This is a genomic window from Streptomyces racemochromogenes, from assembly GCF_044129415.1.
GTDB lineage: Bacteria > Actinomycetota > Actinomycetes > Streptomycetales > Streptomycetaceae > Streptomyces > Streptomyces racemochromogenes_A.
On sequence record NZ_JBBDHD010000011.1, the window covers coordinates 79,003 to 100,288 of the forward strand.

The window sequence follows — 21,286 nt, forward strand, 5'->3', positions numbered from 1 at the left end:
TGCGTACGGGGTCACGGGGCCGTCTCCCGCCGGAAGCGGAGCCGCAGGTCGCGCAGGGCCGCCCGGCCCCGCTGGAGGGGACTCGCGGGTACGGCGCGCAGGGCGCCGCGGGCGTAGTACCGCTCGACGTGGTACTGCGCGACGGAGACCAGGCTGGTGAGGATCACGTACCAGACGGTCGCCACCAGCAGCAGCGGCACCACGTCGCCGGGATAGGTCGCGGCGAGGCTCTGCACGGAGCCGAACAGGTCGAGCAGCGAGACGTAGAAGACGAGCGAGGTGGCCTTGAGCAGGCCGATCAGCTGGTTGACGTAGGAGGGGACGATCGAGCGGAGCGCCTGGGGGAAGACGATCCGGGTGAACTGCCGCCACCGGGGGATCCCGAGGGCCGCCGCGGCCTCGTGCTGGCCCTGGTCGACGGAGAGCACACCGGCCCGCACGACCTCGGCCGCGTACGCCGCCTCGCACAGGCCCAGCCCGACCACGGCGATCACCATGTCGGTCGCGAGCCGGGACTCGTCGAAGGTGACGAACGCGGGCCCGAACGGCACCCCGATGCCGAGCGTGGGATAGAGGGCGCTGAAGTTGTAGAGGAAGATCAGGACGACGATGAGCGGCACGGAGCGGAACAGCCAGACGTACGTCCAGCTCACCGACCGCACCACCGCGTTGCCCGACAGCCGGCCGAGGGCCAGCAGGACACCGCCGGCCAGGCCGAGGACGGCACTGTACGCGGTCACCTGGAGGGTGACGAGCAGCCCGTCCAGGACGACCGGGCGCAGGAACCAGTAGGCGAAGCGGTCCCATTGGTAGAACGGGTTGGTGATCAGCCCGTGGGCGGCCTGGGAGACCAGCACCAGGACGACGGCGGCGGTCACCCAGCGGCCGGGTCGGCGGAGCGGGAGGACCCGTTCGGCGGTGCCCGGAAGACCGGAGGGGACGGACGGGCCGGAAGGGCCGCCGGGCGCGGGGAGGAGCAGGGGTTCGGTCACGGAAACTCCAGCGGCTTCGGCGAAGCGCAGAATCGAAAAGCAGCCTTGATGCCGTGGAGGAGAAACGGCGGATGGGGGCTGCGGCGTAAGCTAGGCAGCCCGGAGAAGGGGTGTCAACGGCCTCGATATCGGAATGCCTGCATACGCGGGCCGATTTCATCGGCCGTACATATAACGCCTCTTGGTGAAATGAAACGGCTTTCTGCCGGTGCCCGCGGCGCCGTCGCGGGAGGTGCCCCGCGCGTAGTACCGCTCCACGTAGTACTGGCCCGCGCTCAGCACGGTGGTGACGGCGACGTACCAGAGCGTGGCCACCAACAGCAACGGGATCACCCGGTAGTTCTGGTTGTAGACCAGCTGGACCGAGTACAGCAGGTCGTGCACGGCCAGCACGCTGACGACGCTCGTGCCCTTCAAGGTGCCGATCAGCATGTTCCCGGCAGTCGGCACGATCGAGCGCATCGCCTGGGGCACCACGATCCGGCGCAGGGTGCGCGCCCTGCTCAGGCCGAGCGCCTGCGCGGCCTCGGTCTGGCCGGGGTCCACGGACTGGATGCCGCCGCGCACCACCTCGGCGGCGTACGCGCTCTCGTGCAGGGTCAGGCCGATGACGGCCGTGAGCGTCGGGCCGAGCAGGTTCACCGTCCTGACGCTGAACAGCTCCGGGCCGTACGGGATCGCGAGGCCCAGAGTGGGGTACAGGGCGCCGATGTTGAACCAGAACAGCAGCTGCACCAGCAGCGGCGTGGAGCGGAAGATCCACACGTAGCCCCAGCTCAGGGTCCGCAGGACCGGGCTCTCGGAGAGCCGCATCACCGCCAGCACGGTGCCGGCGGCGAAGCCGAGCACCATCACGACACCGGTCAGCCACAGGGTGAGCAGCAGCCCGCTCAGTACCGCGGAGGTGGTGAAGTAGCGGCCCACCACGTCCCATTGGAAGGCGTCGTTGAGGACCACGGAACGCACCACCAGCGCGAAGACCAGCAGGGCGGCGGCTGCGGACAGCCGGCGGCCGGTGCGCCGCCTCGGCACGATCCGCGGCGGCCCGCCGTCGGGGCCGGGGCCGGGCGCCGGCGCGGGCTCCGCGAGGGAGGGGGAGACGGGGGAAGGGGCGGTGGCCATGGGAGGCCCTCCAGTCGAGGGATCGGGGCGTGGACGGGTGGGGGTCCGGGACGTGTGTCGTCACGCTCGCCGCGTCCCTCAACGCGGCCGGAAGGGCCGCCGCGCGGGGCGGGGCCGATCCGCCGTCGATCGTATGCGCCCGCGGCCCGGCGCTGTCAACCGTGCGGCCCGGTCCGGGTCCGTCGGGCGCGTCCGGTCCGGCCGTCGGGACCGTCCGGGATCCGGGCCGTTGCTTGACGAAGACCATCGCGTACTGCTCAAGTAGTCATATGAACGCCCATCAGCGCCTCGTCTCGCGCGGCCACATCGACTTCGGTCGGGTGTGGTCCGCCGCGTGTCGCGCCTGATGCGGCAGCGGGCTGCCTGATCGGCCCTTCCCTCCCTCGGTGACCCCGTCGCGGGCCGAGATCCCCGCGCACCACCCGCCGTGCCACGGCGGGGCGGCGTGCGCCCGGACGTGCGCTGCCGCCGCCCGAAGACCCCCGAGTCCCCGACGCCCAGCGTCGTCACGCCCCCGCGGCACCCCGCGTCCGCATCCCCGTCGGCGGCCGTCCGGGCCGACGCCCACCCCTGCCCGTGTGCGCACCACCGTCCTTCCGAAAGGCCACCCCATGCCCGTGGAGTTCCTCGGCATCGCCGCCACCAACGACGCCTCCGAAACCACCGCGCGATCCGGCGCCGCGTTCGACAAGGAGTACACGCTCCGGCTCGCCCGGGCACACGAGGAACACGGCTGGGACCGGGTGCTGTTCGCCTACGGCTCCGGATCGCCGGACCCCGCGCCGGCGGCGGCCTACATCGCCGCCCGTCTGGACCGCCTCCAGCTCCTGCTCGCCCACCGGCCCAACGTCTCCTACCCCACCTACGCCGCCAAGACCTTCGCCACCCTCGACCAGATCAGCGACGGCCGGCTGACGGTCCACTTCATCACCGGGGGCAACGACCACGAACAGGCCCGCGAGGGCGACACCCTCACCAAGGACGAGCGCTACGCCCGCACGCGCGAGTACATCCGGATCGTCAAGAAGATCTGGACCACCCACGAGCCCTTCGACCACGAGGGCGAGCACTACCGCTTCCACGACTTCGTCAGCGACGTCTTCCCCGCCCGGCAGCCGCGCCCCGACGTCTCCTTCGGCGGCTCCTCACCCGCCGCCTACGCCGCGGGCGGGGCCGAGGCGGACATCTACTGCCTCTGGGGAGAGCCGCTGGAGAAGACCGCCCAGCAGATCCAGGCGGTGAAGGCGGCCGCCGAGGCCGCCGGCCGCACCGACGTCCCGCGCATCCAGGTCGCCTTCCGCCCCGTCATCGCCCCCACCGAGGAACTGGCCTGGGAGAAGGCCCACCGCACCCTGGGCGCCATCCGGCAGCGGCGCGCGGCCGCCCCCGCACGACACCACCGGGGCGGGGTCACGGAGACGGCGGCCCCGCAGAACACCGGCTCCCAGCGGCTGATCGCCATCGCCGAAGCGGGCGAGCGCTACGACCGGGCCCTGTGGACGCCGACCGCCGCGGCCACCGGCGGCGCCGGCAACTCCAACGCCCTGGTCGGCACCCCCGAGACCGTCGCACAGGCCCTGCTCGACTACCACGACCTCGGCGTCGACATCCTCTCGGCCCGCGGCTACGACCTCCTGGACGACGCCATCGACTTCGGCCGGTACGTGATCCCGCTCGTCCGCGAGGAAGTCGCCAAGCGCGACGCCGCACGCGAGGCCGCGCGGCCCGCCGCCTCCCCCGTCCGGGCCGTCGCGGCGGTGCGCGCATGACCCCCGCCGACCGCACCCCGCGCAGACGCAGGGCGTGCCCGGGCGACCCGCCCCGGAGCGCGAAGCGCACCGCCCTGCGCACGGCCGCCACCCTGGCCGCCCTGCCCCTCATGGCGCTGACCGCCTGCGGATCCGGCGGAACCCCGGCGCCGACGGGCGCCGAGGCCGCCGCCCGGCCGCCGGCCGACGACCCCGTGGCCGACGTACGGACCGTCGACGCGGTCGCCGCCCTGCTCCCCGCCGACGTCCGCCGCACGGGAACCCTGAGGATCGGCAGCTCCATCGGATCCCCACCCTCGGCGTACTATCCGAACGGACAGGACAAACCGCCCGCCGGACAGGACATCGACATCGCCGACGCGGTGGCCAAGGTCCTCGGCGTGAAACCGGACCGGCAGGGCGCCTCGTTCGAGACGATCCTGCCCGCCCTCGGCAGCGGCAAGTACGACCTCGGCACGGGCAACTTCGGCGTCACCGCCGAACGCCTGAAGAGCGTCGACTTCGTCACCTACATCAACGACGGGCAGGGCTTCGCGGTCAAGACGGGCAACACCCGGCTGACCACACGGATCACCGACCTCGTCCAGCTGTGCGGACTGACCGTCGGCACCGGAGCGGGCACCACCTTCGAGAAGACCCTCACCGACAGCAAGGGCGTGTGCACCGCCGCCGGCAAGAAGCCCTACGAGGTCAAGGTCTTCTCCGAACCCGGAGCCGTCACCACCGCACTCCAGCAGGGCCGCATCGACGTCGTCATGTCGACGATCAACGGCCTGCGCCACCAGGCCGCGCAGCCCGCCGCGCAGACCACCTTCCTGGGCGAATACCACCGCCTCGACGTGGGCTTCGCCTTCAAGAAGGACTCCCCGCTGACCCAGGCCGTCCAGGCCGCGGTCAACGAGCTGATCAAGAACGGCACCTACGCGCGGATCCTGAAGAAGTGGGGCACCGAAGCCTCCGCGGTCGAGGCCGCCCGGATCAACCCCGCCGAGCACACATGAGGAGCGCACCCGTGAACGACGTCATGGTCGACGTACGCGGCGTCCACAAGAACTACGGACCGCTGGAGGTGCTGCGCGGGATCGACCTGACCGTCCGGACCGGCGAGGTCACCGTCGTCCTCGGCCCCTCCGGCTCGGGGAAGTCCACCCTGCTGCGCACCATCAACCACCTGGAGAAGGTCGACCGCGGCTGGGTGAGCGTCGACGGCGACCTCATCGGCTACCGCAGGCACCGCGGCAAGCTGTACGAGCTGAAGGAGAAGGAGGTGCTGAGGCAGCGCACCCGCATCGGGTTCGTCTTCCAGAACTTCAACCTCTTCCCGCACCTCACCGTGCTGGAGAACCTGGTCGAGGCCCCGGTCTCCGCGCTGGGGCGCCCGCGGCGGGAGGCGGAGGCGACGGCCCGCCGGCTGCTCGACCGGGTCGGCCTCTCCGACAAGGCCGACGCCCGCCCCCGGCAGTTGTCCGGCGGCCAGCAGCAGCGCGTGGCCATCGCCCGGGCCCTCGCCCTCGAACCGCGGGTCCTGCTCTTCGACGAGCCCACCTCGGCGCTCGACCCGGAGCTGGTCGGCGAGGTCCTCGACGTGATCAAGGACCTCGCCCGGGCGGGCACCACCATGATCGTCGTGACGCACGAGATCGGCTTCGCCCGCGAGGTCGCCGACACCGTCGTGTTCATGGACGGCGGGGCCGTCGTCGAACAGGGCCCGCCCGCCGCCGTCCTGGACGACCCGGGCCACCCGCGCACCCGGGCCTTCCTCGCCAAGGCCGTCTGACCCTCCGCGCGGCGGGCCGGGCGCGGGTCAGCGGCGCCTGGAGATCCGGACCACCCCCGTTTCGGTGCCCTGGTAGAGGGTGCCGTCCGGGGCGGCCGTCCCCCGCATCTGGAGCGGGTTGTAGACCAGTCCGATGCCCAGGAAGGAGGAAGCGGTCTGGGCGCCGGTGGCCGGGTCGATGACGGAGTGGTGGTACTGGGCGAAGGTGTTGAGGCCGGCGCTGCCGGTCGGCCCGGTCACGGAGACGGTGTAGATCTGGCCGTCGGCCAGGGAGAGGCGGGGCAGCGCCGCGGACTTCACCGGGCTGTTCCACACCACGTCGCAGCCGGTCCCCTGCGCGTTGACGTCGATGCGGCTGAGACCGCCGTCGAAGTTCGCGGAGGAGGGCCGGCTGGCCGGGGCGCCCTCGGGCAGGGCCGGGTAGGGGTAGCCGTAGGTGTTGGTGACGAAGACGCTGCGCCCGGTGGCGATGACGGCGTCCTCGGTGCCGCTGCGTGCGTACTGGGTGAGCACGGGGATCCGGCAGATCGGGTCCGGTCCGCCGTCCGCCCGGTAGACGAGCAGGTTCCCGTGCGGGTCGGCGTTGTCGACGATGGCGACGTACTCGGTGCCGTCGCCCGGCCCGAAGAAGCTCGGGGTGGTGCCCGTGCCCCAGCTCAGCTGGCCCGGCTTGCGGGCCGGACCCCGGTCGTAGGCGGCCCGCCAGTCCACGACGGGGGTACCGTCGGGAGCGGCGGACAGCAGGTAGAGGGCGTGGTCGGTGGCCACGGCGGTGCGGCCGGGCACGGTGGAGATGCTGTTCTGGACGCCCTCACCGGTACGGATGCTGCGCACCGCCCCGGTGCCGGTGTCGACGGTTCCGATCACGCCGCCGCTGGTGGCGAACCAGACCCTGCCGTCCCAGTCGGGGGTCAGGCCGACGATGTCGTCCCCTGCGGGGACGGCGTCGCCGAGCGGGGTGGACTGGTCGACCCACAGGGTCCAGGCGCCTCCGGCGCGGTGGTGCCCGATGCGCAGGAGGTTGTGGTTCCCGTCGACGGCGACGAGCCGGTCCTCGTTGTCCAGGTAGGCGTAGACGCCGCCGAAGAGACTGCCCTTGGGCAGGGCGAGGGAGGCCAGGTCGGCTCCCGTGGCGGGGTCGAGCAGGTGGACGGTCGGCGTCCGGCCGAAGATGGTGGTGCAGAGCGCCACCACGTATCCGTCGCCGCCCACGACGACGGTGGGGCAGGCGGAGGCGAGCGCCGTGCGCGAGTAGTCGACGGCGGCGGTTCCGGGCCCGGGAGAGGCCGTGGTGCCGCTGGATGCGCTGTCGCCGTGCATGGTCGCGGCGCCGTTGGCCGCGGTGAAGGGGTTCTGCGGGGGCTGCGGTCCGTACGCGGACGCCGCGGGCGTGGCGGCGGAGGCGGGGGCCCCGGTGAGGCCGGTGGCGCCGAGGGTCACGGCGAGGGAGAGGGCGAGCGCGGCGAGGCGCCCGCCCGTGGGCAGGGAGTACGGCATCAAGGGTGTCCTGGTCCTCGGGACTGGAGGGGAGCGCACGGGGCTGCGGCGCGGGCCGCCCGTTCGCGACGAAGGGCCGCGCACGGTGCGGCGTGCCCGGATCGGAGGCGGGCGCGCGGGTGTGCCCGGCGCTGCGGGGCCGGCGGGCGAGGCGCCGGCCGATGGTGCGGCCGGGCCCGGTCCCGCGGGGCGGTCGCTCCCCGGAACGGCTCTGACACGGGGACGTTAGCCGCTGCCCGCCCGGTCCGGATCCTTCCGCGGCCGCCCGCCACGGCTTGTTCATCCCGTTCACGTCCCCGCAGCACGGCGGCAACACATCACGCCCCGTGCGGCGCGCCGCCCCACCCGCGCAGGACCCTGCCAGGCACCCGCGCGGGCGCTCCGTGGCGACCGACGTCGCTCCTACTTGGGCGCGACCCAGACCTGGCGCTTGTCGCCGCCCGCCGCGTACAGCTGTACCGGCGTGCCGTTGTCGGTCTTGCCGCCGGTCACGTCGAGCACCTTGCCGGAGGCCGCGTGCACGATCTGCCCCTTGCCGTTGACCGTCCAGCGCTGCGCGGCACTGCCGTTGCAGTCGTACAGCTGGATCTTGTTGCCGTTGGCGGTCAGGTTGCGCGAGTCGTCCAGGCACTTGCCCAGCGCGCGGAATGTGCCGTCCTTGCCGAGGATCCACGACTGGGCGACCGAGCCGTTGCAGGTGTAGAGCTGGATCTGCGTGCCGTTGGCCGCCTTGCCGCCCTTGACGTCCAGGCACTTGCCGCCCAGGCCCGTCACCTTGCCCTGCGGCGGCAGCGCGGCGCCGGCCCCGGCGGCGAGCAGCCGCAGCCCCTGGACGTCGAACTGCTGGACGTACGTGCCCGCCCGCTTGTCCTGGTACGCGTACGTCGGCGAGCACATCACCGGAAACTCCCCGGAGTCGGTGCCCTTGACGCAGTCGCCCTTGGTCAGGCTGCGGTTGGCGTGGGTGAGACCGAGCGTGTGACCGAGCTCGTGGCTGATGTGGTTCCTCATGTACGTCTCGCCCATCTCGGCCGTGGGCTTGCCCTGCGCCGTGAAGAACGAGTCGTCGATGTAGGCGTGTCCGCTGGTCACCGTCTCCGGCACGGAGGAACTGGTGAAACCGCAGCTGAGGTTGGCCGTTCCGGACCCGTCGCGGACCACCTTCCAGCCGGTGCTGCCCATGCTGCCCTCGCCGGCGGGCGGTACGCACGGCCGGTGCAGCACGCCGACGATCACCTCGCCCTTGAGCCGGACGTGCTCCCAGCCCACGGGCTTGGTGTCGACGGTGACCGGCAGCGTGGTGATCCGCTGGAGGTCGGCGGCCGTGGCCTTCGCGTACGGGGCGAGCCAGTCCGCGGACTTCTGGTCGTAGAACCTGATCGTGTAGCCGGTCGCCAGCCACCTGGTGGCCCCGCTCAGCTTCCATCCCGTGCCCGAGGGCGCGCTGGTGGCGCCGCCCGCGGCGACACCCGACCGCGGTGCGGCCGCCACCGGCCCGCCGGGCGTCATCACGCCGTCCTTGAAGGCCGCGTTGTCGCTGGTGGAGGTGGCGGAGTCCGACGCGTGGGCGTCCAACGCGTCCTCGACCCGCGGGATCGTGACCGCTTCGGCGGCCTCCGACGCAGCGGCCTCCACCACGGTCTCGGTGCCTTCGCCGCCTTCAGTGCCTTCGGTACCGAAGGCCGTGGGGGCGAGGAGCCCGCCGCCCGCGACCGCCGCCACGGCACAGGCCGCCATCACTGCTTTCCGGTACTTGCCCATGAATGCCAAATCCCCGTTGCCTCTCGTGAAAGCCCCCGGTCCGGAGCCACCAACGGGGCCCGGACCGGGAGTTGATCAGATGATAGGAGAGGTGGGGGCGGCTCGCTCCGCCAGGACCGGCCGGTCGGGCGGTCCGTCAGGCGGACGTGGTGAACGCGTGGAGGTGCTCGCGGAGGAAGGTGTGCAGGGTCCTGGCGGGGCGGCCGAGGAGGGTCTCGATGGTGTCGTTGGGGGATTCCGGTCGGGTGATGGCCAGTTGCTGGATCTCCACGACGTGGTCGGCGAGCCAGGGCGGCATGTGTGCGGTGTTCAGGAGGTGGTTGCGGAACTCGCTGGGCGGCAGGTCGATGGCGCGGACGGGGCGGCAGGTCAGTTCGCCGAGCAGGCGGGCGAGTTCGGGGTTGCTGAAGGCCTGGGGGCCGGTCAGGGTGTAGGTGGCCCCGGCGAGGCCGGGGCGCAGGAGGGTCTCGGCGGCGACGTCGGCGATGTCCCGGACGTCGATGTAGTTGCAGGGTGCTTCGCGCATGGCTCCGATGAGTACGCCCTCGGCGATGGCGGGGGCGTTCAGGAGCAGCTTCTGCATGAAGGCGTAGGGCCGGAGCAGCGTGGCCGTCATTCCGGTGGCGGCCAGGTGTTCCTCGATCCGCCAGTGGCTGCGGGAGATGGCCACCGGTGAGTCGGGCTCGGCTGCCGGGGCGGAGAGCTTGACCACGTGCCGTACCCCGCGGTGGGCCGCGGCGTCTATCACGTTGGTCTCCAGCTCCGCCTGGCGCGGGCTGTTGGCCATGGAGAGGAACAGCTGGGTGGATCCCTCGAAGGCGTCGCGGAGCGTCCGGGGGTCGGCGGCGTCCGCACCGACGATCTCGACCGGCGTGTTCGCGCCGATGGCGGCGCGCAGACGGTCGGGGGTGCGGCTGACGGCGCGGCAGGGGACTTGGAGTGCGATGAGCCGCTGGAGCAGGGCGCTTCCGGTGGCGCCGGTGGCGCCGATGATGGTGATCACAGTGTTGCCTCTCGCGGGTGAGGGGTCGGGAGAATCGAGGGGAAGGGGCTGGGTCAGGTCGGTTGCCGGGACGTCGTGCCGTGCCAGCGCCAGGTGACGATGGTGGTGGCCAGGCCGGCCGACAGCGGCAGGTCGATCCGCAGCCGCTTCAGCCATCCGGCATCGGGCACCGGTGTGTGCGACGGCAGCCAGTCGGATGCGAACCATCCGGCCACGCCGGCGATGGCGACCGCTGTGATGGCGAGTCCGAGGGTGAGGAGCGGTCGCGGCATCGAGGTCGTCCACCGCCGGGGCCGGCCCCCGCGGTGCAGCCATGCGCCGACGATGCAGGCCACCACGGCCGAGGTGGCTCCGATGGAGGTGAAGGCCGCCCTGGTCACTGCGGGCTGCCCACTGAGGAATCCGCCGAGCCCGGCGGTGAGCGCGGGAGCCAGATAGGCGGTCGCGACTTCCGTCCACAGGGTGAACGGACGCGTGGCGGAGTCGCGCTGGACGGTTCCGGATGGGGGACTCATATGACTCCTCGAAGGTAATAAGCTGGCTAACTATATACTTAGGGGGCTAACTACTAGGGTGTGAGAAAGGGTGCCGCGCGGGGGTCGAGGCGGTCGCCCCCCCCCGCGTGGAAGTGATGCCGCCGCTATTCGGCGGTCAGCGCGCCGATCCGCCGAGTGATCCGTTCCAGGAGGTCGAGGAACAGCCCGCGTTCGTCGGCGGCCAGTCCGCCGACCAGCGCCTCAAGCCGTGCGAAGTGGTCCGCGGCCATGTCGTGCAACCGCCGGCTGCCGCGCGCCGTGAGGACGACCACCGCGCCCCGCCCGTCCTCCGTCGAGGCGCGGCGAGCCACCAGACCCTCTCGCTCCAGGCCGACGACCAGGCCGGTCACCGTGGCGCGCGAGACGCCGAGGCTCTTCGCGAGCTGCGACGGCGACTTCTCCCCGTCGCTGTCCTCCAGGTCCACCAGGAGGCGGTAGCGTCCGGTCGACAGCCCGGAACGCGCGAAGTGCACTTCGGAGGCCCGGTCCAGGCGCGCCCCGGCGGCCATCAGGCGCACCGCGACGAGCACCGCCTGCGGGTCGGCCTCAAGTCCGTACCGTGCGATCTGCTTCCGCGCCTGTTCGAGCGTGGGTGCAGCGCCGGGGTTCGCGTCCTCGTCACTCATGAGAAGTAATATGGCAGCTAACCATCTGCCGGTCAAGCCGCCGAGAGCAGGTGCGGATGCTCCACGGACGCGGGGCAGGCGTGGAGTTGCGGGTCGTCGCCGCCGGCGAGGTCGAACAGGGTGGGGTTCCACGGTCCGGGGTCGGTGTCCACCGCGGAACCGGCCGCCTCCCACGCGCTGCCACCTGCGGGGAGGTGGACGCGGGCAGGGCGGCGGGCGGCGCGGCGCCTCGCGCCCGCGGCCTCGCCCGGGCAGGTCAGTGCTGGCGGTGTCGGTTGTGGCGCGGGGGCTCGGCGGTCACCAGGAGGACGAGGGCGAGGCCGAGAGGGAGCAGGAGCAGCAGCATCACGGTCATGGTCCCGCTCGTGCCCGCCGGCGCGCCTTTGACACCTGACCGACCGGCAAAGCCTCGACGCCTTCGGCCGTGGCCCGCGCAGCCCCCGGAACCACTCTCGCCAGGGCCGGCCGGGCGGACGCCCCGCGCGCGGCAGAAGCCTCCGCCCGGCGGTATGGCGTGGAGCGGCTTGAGGCGCGTGCAGCCGACGCTCGCCGGCGGTCCGCGCCGTTGTCGTCAGGATCGACGGGCCGACTCACGAGCTGTCGCCGTCACGTCGTCATTCCTCAGGCGCTCGGCTGTCTTCCTGTCGGCGGCCGCACCGCCGCTGCCGCCGAGACCTCAAGCGGATAGTCCATCCGCATCTGTGCTACCGTCCGACGAAGTGGATGACCTATCCGATTGGTTGTCAGGGTGGAGGGGCACATGAAGAAGACAGCAGTGGTCACGGCCGGAACAGCCGGCATCGGCCTGGAGACGGCGCTGGGGCTGGCCGTCGCCGGCTTCGCGGTCACGGTGATCGGGCGGGACGCCGAACGGGGAGCCGAGGCCGTCGAGCGGATCAACGCGACGGACCCGGTGCACCCGTCCCGGTTCCTGTCCGCGGACCTCGCCTCGCTCGACCAGGTCCGTGCGCTCGCCCGGACGATCGCGGACGACCACGCCGCCTCCGGCGAACCACTGACGGTGCTGGTCAACAACGTCGGGGCGATGTTCGCCGAGCGCCAGACCCGGGACGGTGTCGAGGCGTCGTTCGTCGTCAACCACCTCTCGCCGTACCTGCTGACCGAACTGCTGCTGCCCACCCTCGCGGCCGGTGCGCCGAGCAGGATCGTGAACGTGACCTCGGGTGCGGTCGCCCTGGCCAAGCGCGTCTTCGACGCCGTCGAGCCGCCGGGCGGCTACTACGGCTTCCACTGGTACGGCCGCGCCAAGCTCGCCAACCTGGCCTACACCCTGGACCTGGCGGACCGACTGGACGGCACCGGCGTCTCGGTCTTCGCCGCCGATCCCGGAGGGGCCGCGACCGACATGACCAACGGCACCATGACCGACCCGAAGATCGTCTCGCCCGCCCTGCGGCTGCTGTGGCCCCTGGTGCGCCGCACCTTCGAGCGCTCGACCTCAGGGCCGGCGTCCGTGGCAGCCAGGCCCTCCATCGCGGCCGCCACCGACGAGAGCCTGACGGGCCGAACCGGCATCGTCATCGGCGCCCAGGCGCACCCGGTCGCCCCGCACCGCGCGGCGGCCGACCCCCGCGTCGCCGAAGCCGTACGCCGACTCAGCGAACGGCACGCGCCGCTCGCCCCCGCCTGAGCGTCCGACGGGCGGCGCGGCGGCGAGGGAACCCGGCGGCGGGCGGCGGAACCATTCGGATGAACCATCCGATTACCATGGCCTCATGACGACCCCTCTACGCAAGGACGCGGCCCGCAACTGGCAGCGGATCGTCTCCGTCGCCCGCGACCTGGTCGACGAGGGCACACCGTTGCAGCTCAACGACGTCGCACGCCGGGCCGGCCTCGGCGTCGGCACCGTCTACCGTCACTTCGCCACGCCCGAGGCGCTGCTGGAGGCCGTCGCCGCGCCGTGCCTGGAGGACCTGGCCGCCCACGGCCGGCAGGCGCTGGCCGACGCCGACCCCTGGCGCGGCCTGACGGGCTTCCTCTTCCGCACCGTCGAGGCGCAGGTCACCGACGCCGCCCTGCCCCCCGTCGCCGCCGCGGCCACGGACGCCGTGCCGCGCACCACGGAACTCAAGGAGTCACTGGCGTCGGCCGGCGCCACCCTCCTCGCCCGGGCCCGCGACGCCGAAGTGATCCGCCCGGACCTCACCGCCGCCGACCTCGTCCCGCTCATGTGCGGCATCGCCCACGCCGTGGGCGTCCACGGCGGCACCCCCGCCGACCGGATCGACACCGCACACCGCTACCTCACCGCCCTCCTCGAAGGCTTGCAGGCGACGGGGACCGAGGCTGATCCTCGTCTGCCGTCGGGCTGAGGTCACTCGGCCCGACTCCGCAGGCTTCCGACCGGGTACTGGGCACGGATTTCGTCGGTCTCGAAGGACACGCGCCCGTCCTGGCCGGCGAGCACGACGGTTCGGCGGCCAAGCCTGGCGACGGTCAAGGGCCGGCCGGACCAGCCGTCCACCTCGAAGTTGGTCACGCCCACGCAGACCAGAACGAACTCGACCGCGTTGTGGCCCCGGGCCCGCCACAGCCCGGCGGCACCGGCCGGGACGCCGAACGCGGAAAACCTCAAGGTGACCGACGATTCGCGCTCGTCGACCAGGACGGAGTCGAGGTGGTAGTCGGTGAGCGGTGGTGGAGGTGAGCCCAGGACGTCACGGAGCGCCTCGGAGCCGGCCACCCCGGCAGACCAGTCAGGCCCGCTCATAGAACACCTTCGCGGTCGTGGGAGGCAGCACCCCTTGGTGCAGGCGCCGGTCAAGGGGACTCACGAACCACCGCCGAGCCGTGTAAGGACCCTCGGTGCCGGAGCGATAGGCATTGAGACGGCCCACCTTGAGGGCGTGCGCGGTGAAACCCAGCGCGACCTGCGGACCGCTCACCGCGATCCTGATCCGGCGCTCCGGCGTCCGGACCCGGGAACCGAACTCGATGTCGACCACGGTGCTGTGCGGGACGCCCCGCATCCGAAGGTCCTCGACCGCGAGGAACTCGATCTGGGCCTCGAAACGGTCACAGCCGGCTTCGGTCCAGTCCTGCGGAGCCAGGTCGGGGAAGCGGGGAAGCTCGACCCGCAACGTCACAGCAGGACCGTACGGACCGAGGTGCACCGATCTGAGAACCAGGCCCTCCAGTGCCGGCAGCTCGCTGTAGAGCGCGGTGAACCGCTCGGAGTGGACCAAGAACTCCGGCCATCCGTCGGCTGACATGGGCGGACCCCTCCGCTCTGGGTGCTTCGTACCCGGCAAGACCGGCGACTCCTCGCCCGAGGCGGCGCAGGGAGACCGAGGAAGTGCACTTGAGCTGGGAGGATACCGCCCGCCCACGGTCCGATCACATCGCCCCGGCACGAGACTGACGCGTCCCGGCGAGGTGGTCCCGGAGACGGCATGGGGCCTGCGTGGCGACGGGCTCTGGTGGTGTCGCCCTCGACACCCCGTGACCCGGACGGCTCCCTCTACGACCCCGGCGTCCGGGACTCCCTGCAGGTGTTCTCGGCAGGCGGTGACACCCGCACGATGGAGACGGCCGCAGCCGTCCGGTCGGCCTCGCAGGCGGTCGACCGGCTGGGGTCGCACGGTGCGGGGGGACGTGGGCTCAGCGCGGGGGCGCTCGACGTCCTCGCGCGGCGGGGGTGAGTTCCCGCAACGTCACCGGCATGGTCGACACCCTCGAACGTGACGGCTTGGCGCGGCGGGCCCAGGACCCGCGCGACCGCCGGTCGGTACGAGTCACGATCACCCCGGCCGGCCGCGACTGGCGGGACGCCTTCCGGCAGCCGACGCAACGCGCCGTGGCCGCCGTCTTCCAGGGCTTCACCCAAGACGACCTCGCCCGCCTCCGCGACCGACGACGACGGAGCACCCCATGCCCACCGACACAGCCTCCGCAGCCACCCGACGCACGGTCCGGGCCTACCACGAGGCCTCCGCTTCCGCAGCCCCTTCGTCACCTCCGACAGCCCCACCGGCCACCTCGACGGCATCGTCACCGGCGTGGAGCTGATCAGCGAGCTGTACGGCGAGACCGAGGCCACCCTGGTCTACGACGTCCACACCGCCCCTGCCGTCGGCATCACCCAGCACACGGCCGAGCACTTCCGCTTGCGCGACGGCCGGATCACCTCGATCAAGCTCGTCTTCGACGCCGCCCCCTGGCAGGCCATCATGTCCGCGGCCGGCCCGACCCACGATGAGCCCGTCCCCCGACGGCACGATGACTCGCCGTCAGTACCTACCGTGGACGGCCCGGACCGCCCGGCCACGGGCCCGCGTTTCGAGCCGAACGGGCCGCGCTCGGCCCGAGCGGCCGGAGCGGGCCGGTGCCGGATGGGCGTCAGGAAGCCCGTCCGCGGCGGCGCCGGTGCCTGCCGGTTCCGATGAGCAGCCCGCCCCCCGCGGCCGTCACCAGTGCGGCGATACCCAGCAGCCGACCGGTATCACGGCCGTCGGCCCCGGTCTCCGCAAGACGGCCTGTGCCGCCGGGAGCGTGCACGGAGACGGCGACCCCTCCGCCGTGGTCCTGACCGGCGGGGGTGTCGCCCGGGGCATGGCCCCCACCGTCCTCGGGGCCGCCACCGTCCCCGGCGCTGCCGCCCTCCCCGGGGCCGGCGCCGTGCCCCGGGTCCTCACCCTCGCCGGGGTCTTCGCCGTTCCCGGGATCCTCGCCTCCTTCGGACGGAGCGACGATCTCCGACCAGGCGTACGTGCTGGCGGAACGGATGTCCTCATGCGTCATGCTGCTGCCGCCGCACATGAAGTAGATGTCCGTGAGCGCGGCCTGCGTGCTGAACCTCGCGCGTACGGGGATGGTGAGCACGTCCGTCGGGACCGCGACGTTCCGTGCGATGTACGCGATGGGTTCGCCCCCGGCCGGGATGAACGACAGGTCGTGCCAGGCTCCCTCCAGGAAGGCCTGGAGCCGGATGTCCCGCTCGGCCACCTGTCCGGTGGATCCGACGCTCAGGACGAGGCTGTAGAGCTCCGCCTCGCTGCCGGCGGAGTGGGCCACGGTGACGGAGAACGCTCCCCATCCCCCGCCCGCCTCGAACGACTCCGGCACGCCTTCCAGCCCCAGGACCGGGGCTTTCGGCGCGGCGGTGAGGGGCGGCGGCGCCGGAGTGGCAGCCGGGGGCACGGGGGCAGGCGTCCCCTCCTCCGGGGGTCCCACCGGTGGCGCGGACGGTGCGTCCCCCTCGGCCGGTGACCCGACGTCGGCCGCGGGAGCCCGGTCCGGCACGTTCGCCCCGGTGTCGGACCGCTCGGCCGCGGTCGAAGGGGCGGCCCCGAGGGCTGCCGGTGCCATCGCCGCGACCGCGGTGGCCACGGCCATGTGCGTCACGTTCACTTCTTCGTCCCTCCATGGTGCGGTGTGCTTCCCGCTCACCCTCGGGCCGGGAGGGCGTCCGGCAGTAGGGCGGTTGGCCCGATGGGCCCATAGGCCGAGTCGATGCGTGCCGGTTGCCGGTTGCCGGTTGCCGGGGGCGTGTCGGCCGGGCCGCTTCGCATAGGACGGGTCTATGGACGCATCGGCCCGTCCCCCCTGGGCAGGGGATGCCGCGGCGGCGATGCTGGCCGAAGCCCCGGGAGCTCGGGGAACGAGGACGAGGCGGCCCGGCCGGCCGGGCCGGACGTGGCCGCCGTCATGGAGATGGAAACGGAAACGGTGCGGGTGGATACGGGACGAGTTTTCCGGAGTTGCGGCACGGCGGTGGCCCGGGGGCCGTCAGCCGCCGTCTCCCGGCTCCGCCGCCGCCACGAGAGCGTGCGCCCGCGCGGTCGCCCGGCCGCCCGCCTTCGCCCCGACCGCTTCCAGCAGGCCTCTCTTCCTGGCGAGCTGGATGTGTGACTTGACGGTTCCGAGCGGCAGGCCGGTGATCTCCACCAGGCTGCGCACGGGGGAGCGGTTGCCGGCATCCGCCAGGCGTTCGTAACGCAGGGCGACCGCCGCGAGGTATGCCTCGGTGGGGCGGTCCGGCGTCCGCAGGAGTTCCTCGACGCGCTCGGCGAGCGGATACCTCTCGGCCTGCCCCGTCCGGTGCCCCCGGCGTGCTGCCTCGGCGGCCTCCGCGGGCCGCACCTCCCGCAGGACCGTCGTGGTCACCCCTCGCGCGACGGCGGCGGGGTCCCCGTTCGCGACCGGCTGGATGAACACGTGGGTGGGCGCGGAGCCCGCCGATCCGTGGCGGAAGAAGTGCCAGGCCTCGAAGGTGCCGTGGGCGAGCTCCTCCCGCACCCAGGTCCCCGGGGCCCCCACCAGGTCCGGCAGGGGCGGCGGGGGTGACAGGGGACCTGTGAAGTCCGGCGGGCCGCCGTGGGCCCGCGTGGTCTCCGGATTCTGCTGCTCAGCCGCCATTCCGCCACCGTATTCATCCGGACGTGTCGTATCCAGTTGGCGCCCGGCGGCCATTCATCCGGATTTGACCTATCCGGATGAGGCATGGCTAGCTGGAGAGGGGCCCTGGCCCCGTGGACACCGCGCCTCCACGCCGGCGGCGCCCGACGGCAGCCGTTCCGCGACGGGCGCCCTGTCCGAGCACCCGACCGCCGAGCCCCCAGCACGAGCGGCCGCGCCGAGCGGCCGAGCCCCGAGCAGCCGACCCGGTCCGCCACCCGCGAGGGGGCGCGGACACGACGAACCGTGCCTTCCGAAGGCCGGGCGAAACCACCGACGACGAGGCACCTTTCATGCGCATCTCGCCCCGAGTACCCGACCTCCCCGCCCTCGACCTCCTCCTCAGCGTCATCGAGCTCGGCAGCCTCGGCCGGGCCGCTCAGGCCCACCACATCAGCCAGCCCTCGGTCAGCTCCCGCATCCGCTACCTGGAACAACTGGTCGGCGCCCCCGTCCTGCAACGCTCCGCCCTGGGCTCCAGACCCACCCCCGCCGGGACGCTGGTGGCGACGCTGGCACAGGACGTGATCGAGGCCGCGCAACGCATGGACGCCGCCCTGGCGACCCTGCGCGAGCAGCACAGCTCACAGATGAGCGTCGTCGCCAGCCAGACGATCGTGGAGTACCTGTTTCCGCGCTGGCTCAAGGACCTGCGGCTGCGGAGCCCCGACCTCGCCGTGGCGCTGGACGCGGGCAATTCGGCGCAAGTGGCGGCAGCCGTCCTCGAAGGCAGGTTCCCGATCGGCTTCATCGAGGGCCCCCGGGTCCCCAGGGGGCTGGCCGGCAGAACGGTGGCGCAGGACGAACTGCTGGTCGTGGTCGCACCCCGGCACGCGTGGGCCGGCCGTACGGCGATCACGGTCGAGGAGCTGGCGTCCGCCGAGCTGATCCAGCGCGAGCAGGGCTCCGGCGCCCGTACCGCGTTCGAGCAGGCGGTGAAGGCCCAGGCACCCGGCTGGACGCCCGCACCCCTGCTGGAACTCGCCTCCACGACCGCGATCAAGAACGCCGCCATGGGCGGAGTGGGCCCCGCGGTGGTGAGCTCGCTGGCCGTCGCCCACGACCTGGCGGCCGGAACCCTGACCGCCGTCACCGTGTCCGGACTGCGCATCCGGCGCCGCCTGCGGGCCGTCTGGCCCGCCGGGCAGCGGCCCGTCGGCCCCGCCCGGGACCTCTGCGCCATCGCCTGCCTGCCCCGCCCGTAAAGCGGCCCACCCGGCCACCACCCCGCTGAAGGCACCGCCCCAACCGACCCGTCGGCCGTCGCACGACCAGCCGAACCGCAACGACGTCCGCCCTCCCACCACGCCCGAGTCCGAGAAACCCTCGCATCCGAAGGAAGACCCCATGCCCTACGCATCCGCCACCGCCCCCGGCGGCACCCTCGCGGCCACCGGCCTGGCCACCGGCCAGCTGTGGCTCGTCGGCGCGAGCATCGCCACCGTGGTCCTCGGAGCCCTGCTGGTACGCCTGGCGTTCCGCCGCCAGAAGGGGCCGGTGGAGCGGTGACCCCCCACCCCGGCCCCTCCGGAACGGCCCGGCCCACCGATGCCGCCGCCGGGGCCGCCCCCCTCCACACCCCGGACGGCCCCGCGGCCCCCGCACCCTCCCCGTCCCCCGTCCCGGACCCGCCGCGCGCCCGCCACGTCCGCCCGCGGACCCTGGCCCTCCTGGCCGCCGTCCCCCTCATCGCCTTCCTGGCCTGGGGCATCGCCCACACGGTGAGCGTGGCCGCCTCATGGACCGGCGGGCAGCCCGGTGGCATGGCCCTGGCCTGGCTGGTCTCCTTCCTGCTGCTGTGGTGGGTGCCCGTATCCTGGCTCGAACGGCCCAGGACGGCCGCACCCGCCGCCCGTCCCGCCCTCGACGCCCTCACCGTGACCGTCCAGATCCCCGTCTACAACGAGGACCCCCAGGCCCTGCGGGCCTGCCTCGACTCGGTCCTGCGCCAGACCCGCCCCGTACAGCGGATCCACGTCGTCGACGACGGGTCGGTCGACGATGACGGGGCCCCCTTCACCTACGACGACGTCCGCGCCGAGCTCCTCAGGCGCACCCGAACCCCCGGCATGCCGGAAGTGACCTGGAACCGCACACCCAACCGCGGCAAGCGCCACGCCCAGATGACCGTCCTCGCCCACGACGACGCCGACGTCTTCGTCACCCTCGACAGCGACTCCGTCCTCGACCTCCACGCCGTCGAAGAGGGCCTCAAGCCCTTCGCCGACCCGCGGGTCACCTCCGTCGCGGGCCAGGTCCTCGTCCTCAACCACGACGCCAACGCCCTGACCAGGATGATCAACCTGCTCTACCTGCCGTTCACCCGTGGACTGCGCAGCGCCCAGTCCGTCCTCGGGCGGGTCACGATCAACTCCGGCACCCTCGCCTTCTACCGGGCGGAGATCGTCAGGGGTGCGGCCGGCGTCTACGAGAACGAGACGTTCCGCGGCCGGCCCATGCAGATGAACGACGACTCCATGCTCACCTTCTACGGGCTGCTGGCGGGAGACACCGTCCACCAGCCGTCCTCCCTGGTGTTCACCCTCGCCCCGGAGCGGCCCGGTCACTACCTGCGCCAGCAGATGCGCTGGATGCGCGGCACCACCGTGCGCCACCTGTGGTGGCTGCGCTACCTCCCCGCCACCGGCATCGTCTTCTGGACGACCGTCGCCGAATACGTCCACGTACTGCTCGGCCTCGCCATCCCCGTTGCGGTCCTCGCCCAGCCGGACCTGCGCGGCCACCTGGGAACACTGTTCCTCTCCGGCGTGGCCATCGCGACCGTCATGAGCTACCTGATGGCCCTGCGCCTGTTCACCGTGCGGCGCTCGGACATGACCACACGTCAGGCCCTCCTCCTGTTCGCCCTGGCCCCCGTGGCCGCCCTCTGGCGCGCGGTCGTCCTGCGGCCGATGTACCTCTACGCGATGGCCACCTGCCACCGGATCAACCGCTGGGGCACCCGCGACAGCGTCGAAGTCGGGCTACAGCATCCGGGAGAGCCAGGAGCGGCCGCCCCGGCCCTGACACCGTGAAACGTGCGCCCTCTGCGTCGAGCGGCCCCGATGCGAGGGCGGTCACTGCCGCGTGCCTCCGTGGAGAGGGGCGCGCAGGGCCCGGCAGGCGGCGGCGTACTGGCGCCTGCCGAAGGCCCGCCACAGCAGCCGGCCGATCAGGGGCGCCTTGTCCAGGAAGTAGGCACGCTCCTGCGGGTCGGCGTCTTCGAGGAGCGACCCCAGGGCCAGCATGAGCTTGTCCCTGGGAACGGTCTCCAGTCCGCGGCGGCCCACCGCGTCCCACTCGGCGACCGACAAGTGCTGCTCCACCAGGGGCAGGACCAGCCGTTCCTCGTCGTCGAGATGCTCCAGGAGTGCGGCGCGATGCTCTTCCAGGACCCTTGCCAGTTCCGTCGCGGCCGACCGGTCGGCGGTCAGCCGCCAGGCGGGGGCCTGGGCGGAGACCTCGCTCAGGGTCCGGTCGATGCGGGCGTGCTGCTCCTCCATGCGCACGACGACGTCCGCGCCGGCGGCGACGGCGTCGGCACGCTCGCGCAGGAGCGGCCATATCGTCTCGTCCTCGACCGTGTGGTGGTGGTGCAAGCCGGTGACGTACTCGGTCAGGTGCGCGCCGACGACGGCGGCGCGCTGCGTGTCGCCGTCGGGTACGGCCCGTACCAGCCGGGGGAGAAGGGCCGACTCGCGCCGGAAGACCCGGTGCACCACGACCATCTCGTGGGTGTACGGGCGGGCGGGGCCGGGGGTGCGGCTGGAGGACACGCTTGAC

General features: G+C 72.8%; 22 protein-coding genes. 10 read left to right on the forward strand and 12 right to left on the reverse strand.

The window, feature by feature from the left end; translation table 11 throughout:
• Positions 1-11 precede the first annotated feature (11 nt).
• Together WDV06_RS06795 and WDV06_RS06800 are read right to left on the reverse strand one after the other, a co-directional pair.
• Entirely contained in the window at positions 12-980 is a 969-nt protein-coding gene (locus WDV06_RS06795; protein ID WP_395508757.1) for an amino acid ABC transporter permease, read from the reverse strand.
• A 168-nt stretch (positions 981-1,148) separates the two neighbouring features.
• Positions 1,149-2,114, reverse strand: a complete 966-nt coding sequence (locus tag WDV06_RS06800) for an amino acid ABC transporter permease (protein ID WP_395508730.1) — start codon at positions 2,112-2,114, stop codon at positions 1,149-1,151.
• Between the two features lie 611 nt (positions 2,115-2,725).
• On the opposite strand from WDV06_RS06800, the gene WDV06_RS06805 reads away from it, so the two are divergent.
• The 3 genes from WDV06_RS06805 (at position 2,726) to WDV06_RS06815 (ending at position 5,660) form a co-directional block, all read left to right on the forward strand.
• Complete coding sequence (locus WDV06_RS06805) at positions 2,726-3,883, forward strand: LLM class flavin-dependent oxidoreductase (RefSeq protein ID WP_395508731.1); 1,158 nt, start codon at positions 2,726-2,728, stop codon at positions 3,881-3,883.
• A gap of 110 nt (positions 3,884-3,993) precedes the next feature.
• Positions 3,994-4,884: an ABC transporter substrate-binding protein gene (locus tag WDV06_RS06810; protein ID WP_395508758.1), complete on the forward strand. Its 891-nt coding sequence runs from the start codon at positions 3,994-3,996 to the stop codon at positions 4,882-4,884.
• Positions 4,881-5,660, forward strand: a complete 780-nt coding sequence (locus WDV06_RS06815; RefSeq protein ID WP_395508732.1) for an amino acid ABC transporter ATP-binding protein — start codon at positions 4,881-4,883, stop codon at positions 5,658-5,660. Before WDV06_RS06810 ends, WDV06_RS06815 begins: the two co-directional genes overlap by 4 nt.
• A 27-nt stretch (positions 5,661-5,687) precedes the next feature.
• On the opposite strand, the gene WDV06_RS06820 is transcribed toward WDV06_RS06815, so the two are convergent.
• From WDV06_RS06820 to WDV06_RS06840, 5 genes are all read right to left on the reverse strand, one after another.
• Positions 5,688-7,157, reverse strand: a complete 1,470-nt coding sequence (locus WDV06_RS06820) for a hypothetical protein (RefSeq protein WP_395508733.1) — start codon at positions 7,155-7,157, stop codon at positions 5,688-5,690.
• Between the two features lie 402 nt (positions 7,158-7,559).
• Positions 7,560-8,918 carry a ricin-type beta-trefoil lectin domain protein gene (locus WDV06_RS06825; RefSeq protein ID WP_395508734.1) on the reverse strand — a complete coding sequence of 453 codons (1,359 nt, stop codon included), beginning with the start codon at positions 8,916-8,918 and terminating at the stop codon, positions 7,560-7,562.
• 136 nt (positions 8,919-9,054) lie between these two features.
• Positions 9,055-9,921 carry an NmrA family NAD(P)-binding protein gene (locus WDV06_RS06830; RefSeq protein WP_395508735.1) on the reverse strand — a complete coding sequence of 289 codons (867 nt, stop codon included), beginning with the start codon at positions 9,919-9,921 and terminating at the stop codon, positions 9,055-9,057.
• A 53-nt stretch (positions 9,922-9,974) separates the two neighbouring features.
• Positions 9,975-10,436 carry a hypothetical protein gene (locus tag WDV06_RS06835; protein ID WP_395508736.1) on the reverse strand — a complete coding sequence of 154 codons (462 nt, stop codon included), beginning with the start codon at positions 10,434-10,436 and terminating at the stop codon, positions 9,975-9,977.
• Positions 10,437-10,561: 125 nt separating this feature from the next.
• A complete protein-coding gene (locus WDV06_RS06840) occupies positions 10,562-11,083 on the reverse strand; it encodes a MarR family winged helix-turn-helix transcriptional regulator (protein WP_395508737.1) in 522 nt (173 codons plus the stop codon).
• A 760-nt stretch (positions 11,084-11,843) separates the two neighbouring features.
• Between WDV06_RS06840 and WDV06_RS06845 the strand changes: the two genes are divergently transcribed.
• Positions 11,844-12,734 carry an SDR family NAD(P)-dependent oxidoreductase gene (locus tag WDV06_RS06845; RefSeq protein WP_395508738.1) on the forward strand — a complete coding sequence of 297 codons (891 nt, stop codon included), beginning with the start codon at positions 11,844-11,846 and terminating at the stop codon, positions 12,732-12,734.
• An 85-nt stretch (positions 12,735-12,819) separates the two neighbouring features.
• Positions 12,820-13,419 (forward strand): TetR/AcrR family transcriptional regulator, encoded by a 600-nt coding sequence (locus tag WDV06_RS06850; RefSeq protein WP_395508739.1) that lies wholly within the window; start codon positions 12,820-12,822, stop codon positions 13,417-13,419.
• Between the two features lie 2 nt (positions 13,420-13,421).
• Here WDV06_RS06850 and WDV06_RS06855 read toward each other — a convergent pair whose 3' ends face one another.
• Complete coding sequence (locus WDV06_RS06855; protein WP_395508740.1) at positions 13,422-13,817, reverse strand: Imm50 family immunity protein; 396 nt, start codon at positions 13,815-13,817, stop codon at positions 13,422-13,424.
• Positions 13,804-14,319, reverse strand: coding sequence for an Imm50 family immunity protein (locus WDV06_RS06860; RefSeq protein ID WP_395508741.1), 516 nt, complete (start codon positions 14,317-14,319; stop codon positions 13,804-13,806). The genes WDV06_RS06855 and WDV06_RS06860 overlap by 14 nt, the downstream gene beginning before the upstream one ends.
• Positions 14,320-14,529: 210 nt before the next feature.
• On the opposite strand from WDV06_RS06860, the gene WDV06_RS06865 reads away from it, so the two are divergent.
• Together WDV06_RS06865 and WDV06_RS06870 are read left to right on the forward strand one after the other, a co-directional pair.
• Positions 14,530-14,748, forward strand: coding sequence for a hypothetical protein (locus tag WDV06_RS06865; protein ID WP_395508742.1), 219 nt, complete (start codon positions 14,530-14,532; stop codon positions 14,746-14,748).
• A gap of 357 nt (positions 14,749-15,105) precedes the next feature.
• Positions 15,106-15,492, forward strand: a complete 387-nt coding sequence (locus WDV06_RS06870) for a hypothetical protein (protein ID WP_395508759.1) — start codon at positions 15,106-15,108, stop codon at positions 15,490-15,492.
• Here the strand turns inward: WDV06_RS06870 and WDV06_RS06875 are convergent.
• Positions 15,446-16,450 carry a hypothetical protein gene (locus WDV06_RS06875; protein ID WP_395508743.1) on the reverse strand — a complete coding sequence of 335 codons (1,005 nt, stop codon included), beginning with the start codon at positions 16,448-16,450 and terminating at the stop codon, positions 15,446-15,448. The two genes, WDV06_RS06870 and WDV06_RS06875, sit on opposite strands and share 47 nt — an antisense overlap.
• Positions 16,451-16,834: 384 nt before the next feature.
• Complete coding sequence (locus WDV06_RS06880) at positions 16,835-17,464, reverse strand: sigma-70 family RNA polymerase sigma factor (protein ID WP_395508744.1); 630 nt, start codon at positions 17,462-17,464, stop codon at positions 16,835-16,837.
• Between the two features lie 332 nt (positions 17,465-17,796).
• Here WDV06_RS06880 and WDV06_RS06885 point away from each other — a divergent pair, with 332 nt between their 5' ends.
• From WDV06_RS06885 to WDV06_RS06895, 3 genes are all read left to right on the forward strand, one after another.
• Positions 17,797-18,708: a LysR family transcriptional regulator gene (locus WDV06_RS06885; RefSeq protein WP_395508745.1), complete on the forward strand. Its 912-nt coding sequence runs from the start codon at positions 17,797-17,799 to the stop codon at positions 18,706-18,708.
• A 142-nt stretch (positions 18,709-18,850) separates the two neighbouring features.
• On the forward strand, positions 18,851-19,012 hold the full coding sequence (locus tag WDV06_RS06890) for a hypothetical protein (protein WP_395508746.1): 162 nt from the start codon (positions 18,851-18,853) through the stop codon (positions 19,010-19,012).
• Positions 19,009-20,538 carry a glycosyltransferase gene (locus tag WDV06_RS06895; protein WP_395508747.1) on the forward strand — a complete coding sequence of 510 codons (1,530 nt, stop codon included), beginning with the start codon at positions 19,009-19,011 and terminating at the stop codon, positions 20,536-20,538. Before WDV06_RS06890 ends, WDV06_RS06895 begins: the two co-directional genes overlap by 4 nt.
• A 42-nt stretch (positions 20,539-20,580) precedes the next feature.
• On the opposite strand, the gene WDV06_RS06900 is transcribed toward WDV06_RS06895, so the two are convergent.
• Positions 20,581-21,279, reverse strand: a complete 699-nt coding sequence (locus WDV06_RS06900; protein ID WP_395508748.1) for a hemerythrin domain-containing protein — start codon at positions 21,277-21,279, stop codon at positions 20,581-20,583.
• Positions 21,280-21,286 lie beyond the last annotated feature (7 nt).